This is a genomic window from Sphingobacterium bovistauri (assembly GCF_020295405.1).
Taxonomy (GTDB): domain Bacteria; phylum Bacteroidota; class Bacteroidia; order Sphingobacteriales; family Sphingobacteriaceae; genus Sphingobacterium; species Sphingobacterium bovistauri.
This window is the reverse complement of the sequence record NZ_JADEYP010000037.1, coordinates 26,586-39,857: the sequence shown is the minus strand read 5'-3', so window position 1 is coordinate 39,857 and position 13,272 is coordinate 26,586. Positions and strand designations below refer to the sequence as shown.

The window sequence follows — 13,272 nt, the reverse complement described above, 5'->3', positions numbered from 1 at the left end:
CAGAATTGTTTTATCTAAAAAAATATACTTCTATTTTTGAGTTAGCTAAAGATATTAGAGAATATATAAAGTATTATAATAACGAAAGAATACGAATTAATTTAAATGGAATGAGCCCGGTGGAATAACGAGCTCATTATATCAAAAACATTGTATAAAGTCGTCCAACTTTTGGGGGTCAGTCCAAATTCCAAGCCTTTATTATTTTATTTCTGGTAGGTTTTAAGATATTTTGTCAATTTGGGTGCAATCACCGCGGCACAGAAAGGATTCTCAGGATTTCGATTAAAGTAATTCACATGATAATCTTCTGCAGGCCAAAGTGTCACAGCTTCTTCGATCGCTGTCACAATAATATTATCATAAACATTAGCTTCTTCTAAGCCCTTGATAAACGCTTCGGTTTGCTCCTTTTGCTCTTCATTGTGATAGAATACTACCGAACGGTATTGTGTACCTACATCCTCCCCTTGTCTATTCAACGTCGTTGGATCATGCGTTTTGAAAAAAACAGCTAACAAATCTTGATAGGAAACTTTTGTTTCATCAAAATCCAAATGAACGACTTCGACATGTCCCGTTGCGCCCGAACAGACCTGCTCATAGGTAGGATTTTCTCTTTTTCCACCCATATACCCTGGTAATACCGAATTAACTCCATTAGTATGGAGAAAAATAATCTCCGTACACCAAAAACAGCCTCCACCAAATGTTGCTTTCATATATTTTTTACATTATTTATCAGTAAATAAACTAAAAACGCAAAAACATTTAATATATCAAACATATTATTGCCATTTTTTGCATTTTTTTACGTTATTTTATAACACACAATTATTTAATGATGAAAAACAAACTACCATATTTCTGTTTACCATTTCTTCTCTATTTTGGTGGGACTAATATTTCAAATGCACAAGTTGATTCTACGATCTACAAGTCTATCATTAAAACACTAGATACAGCAAAACCTAAATTTGCTCCAGATAAGAGAACTAAACTGTTGGAATTGGTTAAGATTGATATCAAAAACAATCAATATACGATCCAAACAACAGAAAATGGTGTTATTCCATTTTTAAATAAAGAACTACAAAATTACAACGCAAATATACAATACAGATTATTACCTGACAGCTCTGTTGTGGACAAAAAACAGGGTGTAATTATTTTATCAGTAGCAAACCTACGTACGAAGCCAGGACATGCTGAGGAAATGGCCACTCAAATCTTGCTAGGAACACAGGTCGATATTCTTCAAAGAGAAAGAGGAGAACTTCGTGTACGCACACCAGAGGGGTATATCGCTTGGATACCTACAGCTTCGGTAGCACAGATGAATGATGCTGAATTACAACGCTGGAAAGTGTCACCAAAGTTAATTTATACCAATGAATTTGGAAAATCATATTCTAAAGCAGATGACAAAAGTTTGCGTGTATCGGATTTAGTTTACGGGAATATTTTGTCTTTGATCAGTTCTGATGAAAAATATTTTCACGTGAAATATCCTGATGGAAGAACTGCATATATTTCAAAATCTGAGATGACAACATTTGAAAATTGGCTATCCACACGTCAATTGACAGCGGAGAATCTTCTAGAAAGTGCTAAATCAATGTTGGGATTGCCTTATTTGTGGGGTGGAACTTCGGTAAAGGGTGTGGATTGTAGTGGACTTACTAAAACGGCATTTTATATGAATGGTTATGTAATTCCGCGTGATGCATCTCAACAGGTCTTAGTGGGCGACAAAATCGAGATCATAGGTTCAGATGGAAACTTTGATGCTACATTAGCGTTAAAAAATTTAAAACCTGCTGACTTATTATTTTTTGCTGGAAGTAAAAATTCCAATCCAAATGCACGAATTACGCACGTAGCGATGTATATTGGCAATGGTGAATTTATCCATTCAGCGGGGCGAGTTAGAATCAATTCAATGTTGAAAGATGCGGAAAATTATGATGACTTTCAAACACGTACTGTGGTATCTGCAAGAAGATATATTGGCTCCTCAGATCGACAAATTCAACTAATTAAAGAAAATAAATCCTACAAAAAATAGAAAAAAAATGAGCAGCTGGGAAAGTAAAAAAATGGGACAATTTACCCTACGTTTTAGACCATATACACTAGAGATGCGTCATGTATTTACAGTTGCATCATTTAGTCGTACAACTACGCCTGTTATTTTAACGGAGCTTGAATACGATGGTATAGTAGGCTATGGTGAAGCGAGTATGCCTCCTTATTTGGGAGAATCACAAGAAAGTGTATCTAAGTTTTTGAATCAGATAAACTTATCACATTTCCAATCACCTTTTGAGACTGCAGAAATACTAGCCTATGTAGATCAAGTTGCAGAAAAAAATACAGCAGCAAAAGCAGCGGTAGATATCGCATTGCATGATTTATTAGGAAAGATTATGAATCAACCATTTTATAAAATTTGGGGCTTAAATCCAGATTTAATTCCTCCTACTTCATATACCATTGGTATTGATACGGAAGAAATGATTCGTAAAAAAGTAGCTGAAGCAGACCAATTCAAAATATTGAAAGTAAAATTGGGGTTAGATACTGACAAAACAATTATTGACACGATCCGTTCGGTGACAGACGTTCCTCTGTGTGCGGATGTTAATCAAGGGTGGAAAAATAAAGAAGAAGCCTTAGAAATGGCGCATTGGTTGCACGAAAGAAATGTAGTCTTCTTAGAACAACCTATGCCAAAAGAAATGATTGATGAAAATGCATGGCTAACTGAACACTCTCCTATTCCGACTATTGCAGATGAAGGTTGTCAACGATTGGCAGATGTTCCAAAATTGCAAGGCGTATATACAGGTATCAATATCAAATTGATGAAATGTACAGGTATGCGTGAAGCAAAGCAAATGGCAGAACTCGCTCGCTCACTAGACATGAAGGTTATGTTGGGTTGTATGACCGAAACATCTTGTGCGATTTCTGCAGCAGCACAATTAGCTCCATTAGTTGATTGGGCTGACTTGGATGGAGCTTTATTAATTGGAAATGATATATATGACGGTATGAGAGTAGAGGAAGGAAACTGTATATTACCTGATCGCCCAGGTATAGGAATTTTGAAAAAATAAATTTTGGTAATTAACTTACCTTAAAATAACACCTACATATTTGTAGAATACAGCTAATTTTAATGCTCTCTCAAGTCATTAAAATTTAATCACACTATTAACTATTTATTATCGATGAAGAAACATTTACTCACCTCCCTGTGCGTGATGGCTTGTGGAATACAAGTTGTCAATGCGCAGCAAATCCCGATATCGGGTAAAATTACAGATCAAAATGGAGCTCCTGTATCAGGTGTTACTATTGGTGTTAAAGGCACTAATGTTGCCGTCACTTCAAATGCTAATGGTTTATTTACCTTGAATGCAGATCAAAATGCGACTTTGATTATTTCATCAGTTGGATATACATCTCAAGAGATTAAAGTCTCTGGTCGCAAGGCCATAAGCGTCGCTTTGAATTCTACTGACCAAGAATTAGATGAAGTTATAGTTGTCGCATATGGTACTGCCAAAAAGAGTACATTCACGGGGTCCGCAGCAAATGTAAATTATGCGAAAGACGCGAAAGATGTACCTGTTACATCATTTCAAGATGCCTTAACTGGTCGTGTACCTGGGGTTCAAATAAACTCAACATCAGGTCAGGCAGGATCAACAACATCCATAAGAATTAGAGGTATTGGTTCAATGAATGCATCCAATGAGCCCTTATATGTAATAGATGGTGTTCCAATAGTGTCAGGGCAAGTGTCACAAATGTCAGGATACACTTACAATACTAACAATGTCATGAACACGATTAATCCAAATGACATTGAAAGCATTACGATCCTAAAAGATGCTGCAGCATCTTCACTCTATGGATCAAGAGCAGCAAATGGTGTGGTTATAATTACAACAAAGAGAGGTAAAACTGGTGCTCCAAAATTAAGCTTTAAAAGCTCTTTAGCGATTAGTCCAGATTGGGCAACTGACAACTATGAAAAGGCTGATACTCAAGATCAAATAAATACGCTATATAGTGTATTATATGATTCTCGTATAGCAGCAGGTCGAACTCCTGAACAAGCCAACCAACAAGCACTAATGCGTCTAAATTCTCGAAATTGGACTCCTGGTGGTTCTTATGGCACTCCAAATACTGGTTATGGTTTCGGAATTCATGGTTATGAATTCTCGACAGAAGGCACCTCAATGTATGAGCACGTAAATATCAAAGGTAAGACCGATGGTGTTGAAAATCGTGATGGCAAATATTTCAATTGGGATGATGTTTTCTTCCGTACTGGTAAATATAATGTAAATGACATCTCATTTAGTGGTGCTACTGAAAACACAAATTATTTCACTTCATTAGGATATACTACTGACAAAAGTAGAACTGTACTAAATGATTATGAAAGAATAAATGGGCGTTTTAATTTCACGCAGAAATTAAGTCCTATTTTGGACTTTGGGGTCAATATGGCACTTGCAAACACAGAATTATCTGGTTTTAATGACACAAGAAACACTAGTACAAACTACCTGTTCCAATCAAGAAATCTATTTTGGGGATTCTATTGGCCAACAGATTACAAAACAGGTAACACTTGGACAACACGATATAACAGTTATGCACAAAACCAAGTATATTACAATAATGAATGGGAAAATGGAACAGGTACAAGACGCTTAAGCGCGAGTCCATCTCTAACTCTTAAATTATTGCCAGAGTTAAATTTGAAAACAATTTTCTCTTATGACCAAACCACTTCGAGAGATCACTTATATTATAGTGCCAACCACTATACTGGAGCAAATGATATGGGGATTGTTCACGAAATGAACACGGATTTAAAAAAATTAGTATCATCTACTACGGCTAATTACAACAAGTCTTTTGGATTGCATAACGTTGGTGTTTTGGCTGGATTTGAAGCGGAGAAGAATACAACAGATTTTATGCGTACGACAGGAAAGGATATTCCGAATTCACAATTACCTACAGTAGCTACTGCAGGTAACCTTGATGCACAAGCCTATGCTTGGGGAAGTTCCATGATGTCAGCATTATCAAGAGTTGAATATAATTTCGACGAAAAATATTTTGCTTCAGCTTCGTATAGAACCGACGGTTCCTCAAAATTAAGTCCTGAAAATAGATGGGGTAATTTTTGGTCCATCGCAGGTTCTTGGAATTTAGCTAAAGAAAACTTTATTGCCAATATCCCATCAATCAATGCGTTAAGACTACGTGCATCATATGGTTTGAATGGTACTTTGCCTTCAGACAATTTTGCTTGGAGAGCATTAGTAACTTATGGCAATAAATATATGCAACGACCTGGAGGTGGACTAGGAAACTCCCCTAACCCTAATCTGACATGGGAAAACAACTATAGCACAAACTTAGCTGTTGAGTTTGGTTTATTCAAAAACAAATTGTTTGGTACAGTTGAATATTACAATAGAGATTCTAAAGACCTTTTACAGGATGTTCCTCAATCGATGGTTACAGGATTTAGTTCTTCTGTTAGAAACGTTGGACAAATTAACAATAAGGGTATAGAAATTTTATTGGGATCGGATATCATTGACAAACAAGACTTAAAATGGTCATTAAGTATCAATGCAGCTTCCCTGTCTTCTAAAGTAATCCGATTGAATGGTGGACCTGAAGAAGAAATCATTTGGAACGACCCCACAGGTGGTGATGCTAGATCAAGATATATTTATAAGGAAGGTCAATCGACATTAGCATTCTATGGTATAGAATGGGCAGGTACTGACCAAACTAACGGTAAAAACGTTTGGTATATCAACGATGGTACAGCTGGCGACTTTGAATTCAATGGTCGTGGCGCCACATATACATACACTAAAGCTCAGAGGGTAATTATTGGTAATGGTATCCCTAAATTTACAGGTGGTATCAATTCGAACTTAGAGTACAAGGACTTTTCTCTTGGATTAAACTTCGTGTATAAAATTGGTGGTGATTTATATGATGCAGCAAATAGAGATGTTGCGGATGATGGTTACTATTGGGAACGCTTACATTCTCAAGATTTCGTAGACAATACTTGGACACCAGAAAAAGGTAGTGGATATTATCCAATGTTAAGTGGACGCGATTTAGAAGATGTAAACCAGATTAGTAGTAGACATCTAAATGATGCTGATTTTCTAAGATTGAAAAACATCTCGTTATCTTATACTATTCCCAACTCAATTTTGAAATCTGCCAAAATCAGTAATGCAAGACTGTTCTTTAATGGCTCTAATTTGTTGACTTTTAGCAAATTTAAGCTTGCCGATCCTGAAGTGAATCAATACAGTACGCGCGGATGGGAGACTCCGATTGCTAAAACGTACACTTTCGGAATTGATTTTAGTTTTTAATATTTAGTATCGAGAAATTATGAAAAATAAAATATTAGCGTCTTGTTTATTCGTTGCATTAACCTTTAGTTCATGTAGTGATTTCTTAGACGTAAAACCAACAAACTCAGCTGATGCATCTACACAAACAATTACAACTGTAGCTGATGCAACCGTAATTATTCGAGGTTTGATGAGTAAAATGGCTAGTGGAAGTTATTATGGTCGTAACTTCCCATTATATGCAGATACCAAAGGTGGGGATTATACGATTACATCCCAAGGAAGAGGATATGATTATTTATATGTATTCAACCACAGTGAAACTGCTAACAATTATTCATCTATTTGGTCTCAAGGCTATAATTGTATTGCACACATTAATGACTTATTGGTACAAATTGAAAAACTTAAAGCTGCTGGTTCAATCGAAAATTTTGACCCAATCATTGGTCAAGCAATAACAGCTCGAGCTTTAATATATTTTGATTTAGTTAGATTGTATGGAAAGCCATTCAATATGGATAAAAATTCATTTGGGGTCCCTATTACTTTAACACCTATTACTTCAGACGCAAAATTAACGAGAAGTTCAGTGAACGAAGTATACATGCAAATCTTAAAAGATCTGAAAGATGCAGAACCTCTAATCACTAAGCCTACAAATGTATCAACATTGGCAAATACGAATGGATTTTTAAATTACTTCGGAAATAAAGCGATTCAGGCTCGTGTATATTTATATATGGAGGATTTTGATAATGCACTAGCAGCAGCTGAAGAAGTTATCGCTTTCAATCAGTACAAACTGTATACGAATGATACTTGGGCAAGCTCATGGTCTAAGCAGTTTGGTTCAGAATCTGTTTTTGAATTAGCGATTTATCCCAATGAAGGTGATTTAGGGAATAGCTCATTAGGAGCTTATACACGTAGAAGAGGACATCCAAATAACACCATTGCAGCAGGATATTTCACTTCTAGCACACCTTTTTTAGCCAGACTAAATGAAGATACTCAAGATGTAAGAAAGGGCATAATGACTACTGATGAGGTATCTACAACAGCGAATCCTAGACATGGTGCAATTTACAAATATAGTGGTAGTGTAGGGTTAGATGGTGATGGAAAAGGGAACTCTACTGCTGTAAATATAAAAGTTATACGTCTGTCAGAAGTATATTTAACTGCTGCAGAAGCTGCATTAAGAAAAACTTCTCCAGATCTAACTAAAGCTGTCAATTATTTGAATCAAATTCGTAAACGTTCACCAAATTTAGCTGTTGCTACCAATGCTACAATCAATCTAGATATGATTGCATCAGAAAGGTCAAAAGAATTAATTGGTGAAGGTCATCGCTTTTTTGATATGATGCGTTGGAACAAATCCATTACTTATGATGATGCCTTAGCATCAGTTTCTACAATTCATAGAACAGCTACTATCGATAGAACATTCTTTAAAACTATTTTGCCAATTCCTCTAGCAGAAATTAATGCAAATCGTGAAATATTCAGCCAACAAAATCCAGGTTACAGAAATTAGTTTTTAAATACCAAAGGCTCCAAAAAAATCGGAGCCCTTGGTAATTTTAAAATATTGTCTTCGCAATACCACCATCCAAAGGAATCGAAGCCCCTGTCAGAAACGAAGCGTATTCTGAAGCTAAGAAAGCAACCAAATACCCATATTCCTTGGGATCTCCGAGTCTTCCCATAGGAACTGAATCTACACGTTTTGACTTGATTTCCTCAAAACTAACACCTTGGCTCTTCGCTTGATTTTCCATAAGACTAGACAATCTTTCTGTATCAAAATAACCCGTCATTACAGAATTTACCGTGATATTATCTTTAGCGACTACATTGGAAAGTGACTTGGACCAGGAAACCAATGCTGTTCGCATCGTGTTGGATAATACCAAATTATCTTGTGGCTCCTTTACTGTCATCGATGACACGTTAATCACTCTACCAAATCTTCTTTGCTTCATACCAGAAACAGCCAAATTAGTAGTATAGACTGCATTTTGGAATAATAAATTAAAAGCCTCCTGATAATCTGCTTCTGATTTTTGTTCAACAGTCCCCGGATTAGGTCCTTGTGTATTATTCACTAATATATCTATCGAATGCGTAGCAAAAAAATCCATAATGATATTCTTATAACTCTCAAAGTCAGAAAAATCAGCAACGATGAAATTATGATGTTGACCTTTTGATATATCTAATTTTTTAATCAAATCCTCTAATTTACCCTCATTTCGAGCAACTAATGTTACATTAGCACCACATAAGGCCAACTGCTCGGCTATAGCACGACCAATACCAGACGTACATCCTCCTATTAATGCCTTTTTACCAATTAAATTGATTTCCATGCTTCAAATTTTAGACCCGAAAATACAAATTATTGTTCTAATGAGACAGAACAGAATTACACTTAAATATTGTAAATCAATAAAATGAAAGAAAGTTTTAGACTACTTTGAAATCTTTTCCATATATTTATGTAACCACTTATAAACACATTTCTTCTATGCAAACTAAAACAGAATTCCTGATTTGGGACAAGATTGTCAATAGTGCAAAACAACGCTTCAAATATGAAGAATACGTACATCACTTTGCTGATGAGAAGATTTATGAAAAATTAATTTTGCATATTATTGTTGGTTTTGCATCTGGCGAAAGCCATAACACTATTTCTACAAATTTACACAATGAACTAACTCATATTGGTATTCACGTGTACGAACATGTAGTAGACGAAATCATCAGCAACAAGCATATTGTATTCAGCCCTGAAATATATGCTGCATACCTAACATTTTCCATGATGGAAGACGGTGATAGCGAGATTGAGATCCTTGGTTATGTTACTGATTTACTAGAAAAACCTAAAGTATATTAACATTGATTAAGGCATTACTTTATATGTAGGATCTTCCTCAATATTTACTTCAATAATACCATGGGCATTTTGTAAAAGCAGAACAGAATCTTTACTTAAATGTCTCAAAACCATCTTTTTATTGACTTTAGCATATTTATCAGTCAACTTATTTAAAGCTTCAATCGCAGACATATCTACTACACGAGATTCTTTAAAATCAACAATAACGATTTCTGGATCTTCTTGGATATCGAATTTATCCATAAAATTAGAAGTGGAACCAAAAAATAAGGGACCATATATCTCATACACTTTATTTCCAAATTCATCTTGACTTTTACGTGCACGGATCCGTTTAGCATTGTCCCAAGCAAACACTAACGCGGATATGATAACACCTATTAAAACAGCTAATGCCAAATTGTGAAGAAAAACCGTAATTGCTGCTACTAATATCCCCACAAACACATCAGATTTTGGCATTTTGGTTAACACTTTCAGAGAAGCCCATTGAAATGTCCCTATTGAAACCATCATCATTACCCCTACCAATGCAGCCATCGGTATTTGTTCGATCACAGGCCCACCGATTAGTATAACAGCTAAAATACCTAATGCACCCACTATAGCTGCAAGTCTAGTTCTTGCTCCTGCATCCAAATTCACTAATGTCTGTGCGACCATTGCACACCCTCCCATTCCTCCGAAAAAACCATTCACAATATTGGCTGCCCCTTGTGCCATAGACTCACGATTTGAATTACCCTTTGTACTTGTGATTTCATCCACCATGCTAAGTGTAAGCAAAGATTCGACCAATCCAACAGCTGCCATGATTAACGCATAAGGAAATATTATTTCTATTGTTTCCCAATTGAACGGAATTGCAGGAATATGAAATGACGGTAGACTACCACTGACCGTAGCAATATCTACGACCTTCTTAGTCTCAATACCCAAAAAAAACACTAATGCCGTCGTCACAATGATTGCTACTAATGAAGCTGGCACAACCTTGGTCAATTTAGGAAAGACTAATACAATCAATATGGTGAGCAAGGTCAATCCACCCATCACATACAAACTTGTCCCAGTCATCCATGCTGTAACACCATTCTCTACTAGCTTAAACTGCTCGACCTGCGCCATAAATATAATAATAGCCAAACCGTTCAAAAATCCATACATGACAGGTTGAGGTATCAATCGCACGAATTTCCCCAACTTAAAAGCGCCAACTAAAATTTGAATTATACCAGCAAGTATTACCGCTGCAAATAGATACTCTACACCATGCGATGCAATAAGAGCTATCATTACCACAATTGTAGCTCCTGCTCCTCCTGACACCAAACCAGGTCTTCCACCTAATATAGCCGTCACAATACCCATTAAAAAAGCAGCATATAAACCCATCAATGGAGTTAATCCAGCAAGGATAGCAAATGACAACGATTCGGGAATCATCGTCATGGACACAGTCAAACCTGCTAGAATCTCGTTTTTGAAATTTACTTTAGAAAAATTAAATGTATCGAAAGCCATAGAAATAAATAAAGCCATCAGGTCGTGATGGCTTACAAAAATATAAATCTTTTATGGATTAAAATCCTACGGATTTTAAATTAAGTCCACTACGTTCTTCTAATCCAAACATCAGGTTCATATTCTGAACGGCTTGCCCCGAAGCGCCTTTCAATAAATTATCAGTCGCATTTAAAATCAGCAACTTATTCCCGTGTTTTTCTAAATGAATAATGGATTTATTTGTATTCACCACTTGCTTCAAGTCAATATTAACTTTTGAAACGGATGTGAATGGATGCGAAGCATAATAGGAATTATACAAATCATACGCTTCTTCTTCGCTCAATTCCGACTCTACATAAATAGAAGAAAAAATACCTCTTGTAAAATCACCACGTTGGGGTACAAAATTAATTTTCTCTGCCGCTCTTTCTAACAAAGACTTTTCTGATTCTGGCAAAAATCCATCTTGAAGTTGATCCAACGATTCAGAAATCTCTTGCAAATGCTGGTGTTCAAAAGATTTGTAAGCTGACAAGTTATTATTACGCCAAGAGAAATGCGAAGTCGCAGTTGGCTTTTGCCCAGCTCCAGTAGAACCTGTTGTGGCATTGATATGAATTTGTGCAGGCAACAAACGTTTTGATGCCAAAGGTAATAACGCCAATTGGAGATTTGTTGCAAAACAACCTGGATTAGCGATATATTGTGCCGATTTGATTGCTTCACGATTCAATTCCGGCAAGCCATACACAAAGTTTTGACCTTGATATTTGGTATTCGCACGTAACCTATAATCTTGCGACAAATCAATAATCTTCACTGAAGGGTCAATTTGATTAGCCTCTAAAAACTTACGGGCATCGCCATGTCCAACACATAAAAACAATACATCAATATTAGAATGAAAATCCGAAGAAAATTCCAATTCTGTATCACCAAATAAATCGTTGTGTACAGCGTATAATTTATTTCCCGCATTGGATGCAGAATTCGCGAATACAATTTCTACTTCAGGATGAAATATCAGAACACGTAATAATTCACCACCTGTATATCCCGCTGAACCAACTATTCCTACTCTTATTTTGCTCATATTGAATTTAAGGTTTATAAAAAACGTCATTTCGAATTCGTCTAAGCGAAGGAGAAATCCAATCTTGGAATTCGACTTCACCTTGTTACGCTCAAAATGACGTTTTTAAAATATGTATTGACTAAAAATTAGCCTTTGTTATTTACTTTATGCCAAATGATAGTTTGGTTTCCGAAGATTTTAGAGAATCCTTTTACGTCATCTCCAGTGTATCCTTCGTTCATTTCGCCATAGCTACCAAATGCATTGTTCATCAAATCGTGCGCAGACTCAATACCAACGATCACATAACGGTAAGGGTGTAATTCTACAATCACACGACCTGTTACTGTTTCTTGTGCCGATGACAAGAATGCTTCAATGTCACGCATTACCGGATCATGCATTTGACCTTCGTGCATCCAGTTTCCGTAGAAAGCAGCGATTTGGTCTTTCCACGCCAATTGCCATTTCGTCAATGTATGTTTCTCCAAGGTATGGTGTGCTTTTACCAAAATAAGTGGCCCAGCTGCTTCAAAGCCGACACGACCTTTGATACCAATAATTGTATCACCCACGTGAATATCACGACCAATACCGTAAGGTTGAGCTAAATCTTGTAATTGTTGAATTACTTTTACTGCACCAATTTTCTCTCCATTCAACGCTACAGGTTCGCCTTTTTCAAAATCAATCGCAATTGTTTGAGGTTCCGTAGAAGTTGCTGGCGTAGGCCAAGCTGATTCTGGTAAGTATTGATTAGAAGTCAATGTTTCTGCACCTCCTACCGAAGTACCCCAAAGACCTTTGTTAATCGAATATTTCGCTTTCTCAGCGCTATATGGGAAACCATGTTTACTTAAATACTCAATTTCTGCTTCACGAGACAATTTCAAATCACGTATTGGTGTAATGATTTCTACGCCTGGAATCAAGGTGTTGAAAATCATATCAAAACGAACCTGGTCATTACCAGCACCAGTTGAACCGTGTGCAACAGATTCTGCACCTATCTTCTTTGCATAATTTGCAATTGCCGTAGCTTGACAAACACGCTCAGCGGATACCGATAATGGGTAAGTTGCGTTTTTCAACACATTACCAAAAATCAAATATTTAATAGTTTCGCGGTAGTAGTTTTCAGTCTCATCGATTGTAGTATGTGATTTCACGCCCAACTCATATGCACGAGCCTCAATATTTTTGATTTCTTCAGCAGAGAAACCACCTGTATTTACCACAACAGAGTGTACTTCTAAACCTAAATCTTTAGTCAAATAAATACAACAAAACGATGTATCTAAACCACCACTAAATGCTAAAACTACTTTTTTCATTCTTTAATATGC

11 protein-coding genes are annotated in these 13,272 nt (G+C 36.2%); 6 read left to right on the top strand and 5 right to left on the bottom strand.

Annotated elements, in window-relative coordinates; genetic code table 11:
- Positions 1–5 precede the first annotated feature (5 nt).
- Positions 6–128 carry an IS3 family transposase gene (locus tag IPZ78_RS17395; RefSeq protein WP_225554925.1) on the top strand — a complete coding sequence of 41 codons (123 nt, stop codon included), beginning with the start codon at positions 6–8 and terminating at the stop codon, positions 126–128.
- Between the two features lie 78 nt (positions 129–206).
- On the opposite strand, the gene msrA is transcribed toward IPZ78_RS17395, so the two are convergent.
- A complete protein-coding gene (gene msrA, locus IPZ78_RS15620) occupies positions 207–722 on the bottom strand; it encodes a peptide-methionine (S)-S-oxide reductase MsrA (protein WP_225554923.1) in 516 nt (171 codons plus the stop codon).
- Between the two features lie 119 nt (positions 723–841).
- On the opposite strand from msrA, the gene IPZ78_RS15615 reads away from it, so the two are divergent.
- The 4 genes from IPZ78_RS15615 (at position 842) to IPZ78_RS15600 (ending at position 7,971) form a co-directional block, all read left to right on the top strand.
- The gene (locus tag IPZ78_RS15615; protein WP_225554922.1) at positions 842–2,068 is read left to right on the top strand and encodes a C40 family peptidase; all 1,227 of its coding nucleotides are present in this window, start codon (positions 842–844) and stop codon (positions 2,066–2,068) included.
- A 7-nt stretch (positions 2,069–2,075) separates the two neighbouring features.
- Positions 2,076–3,122: a dipeptide epimerase gene (locus IPZ78_RS15610; RefSeq protein WP_225554921.1), complete on the top strand. Its 1,047-nt coding sequence runs from the start codon at positions 2,076–2,078 to the stop codon at positions 3,120–3,122.
- Positions 3,123–3,236: 114 nt separating this feature from the next.
- The gene (locus IPZ78_RS15605) at positions 3,237–6,446 is read left to right on the top strand and encodes a SusC/RagA family TonB-linked outer membrane protein (protein WP_225554920.1); all 3,210 of its coding nucleotides are present in this window, start codon (positions 3,237–3,239) and stop codon (positions 6,444–6,446) included.
- A gap of 19 nt (positions 6,447–6,465) precedes the next feature.
- A complete protein-coding gene (locus tag IPZ78_RS15600) occupies positions 6,466–7,971 on the top strand; it encodes a RagB/SusD family nutrient uptake outer membrane protein (protein WP_225554919.1) in 1,506 nt (501 codons plus the stop codon).
- Between the two features lie 46 nt (positions 7,972–8,017).
- Here IPZ78_RS15600 and IPZ78_RS15595 read toward each other — a convergent pair whose 3' ends face one another.
- Positions 8,018–8,806 carry an SDR family oxidoreductase gene (locus IPZ78_RS15595; protein ID WP_225554918.1) on the bottom strand — a complete coding sequence of 263 codons (789 nt, stop codon included), beginning with the start codon at positions 8,804–8,806 and terminating at the stop codon, positions 8,018–8,020.
- 158 nt (positions 8,807–8,964) lie between these two features.
- Between IPZ78_RS15595 and IPZ78_RS15590 the strand changes: the two genes are divergently transcribed.
- Positions 8,965–9,339 (top strand): hypothetical protein, encoded by a 375-nt coding sequence (locus IPZ78_RS15590; protein WP_225554917.1) that lies wholly within the window; start codon positions 8,965–8,967, stop codon positions 9,337–9,339.
- A gap of 6 nt (positions 9,340–9,345) precedes the next feature.
- Here the strand turns inward: IPZ78_RS15590 and IPZ78_RS15585 are convergent, their stop codons facing one another.
- The 3 genes from IPZ78_RS15585 to argG form a co-directional block, all read right to left on the bottom strand.
- A complete protein-coding gene (locus tag IPZ78_RS15585; protein ID WP_225554916.1) occupies positions 9,346–10,884 on the bottom strand; it encodes a SulP family inorganic anion transporter in 1,539 nt (512 codons plus the stop codon).
- A gap of 40 nt (positions 10,885–10,924) precedes the next feature.
- Positions 10,925–11,944: an N-acetyl-gamma-glutamyl-phosphate reductase gene (gene argC / locus IPZ78_RS15580; protein WP_225554915.1), complete on the bottom strand. Its 1,020-nt coding sequence runs from the start codon at positions 11,942–11,944 to the stop codon at positions 10,925–10,927.
- 128 nt (positions 11,945–12,072) lie between these two features.
- The gene (gene argG, locus IPZ78_RS15575; protein ID WP_225554914.1) at positions 12,073–13,260 is read right to left on the bottom strand and encodes an argininosuccinate synthase; all 1,188 of its coding nucleotides are present in this window, start codon (positions 13,258–13,260) and stop codon (positions 12,073–12,075) included.
- Positions 13,261–13,272 lie beyond the last annotated feature (12 nt).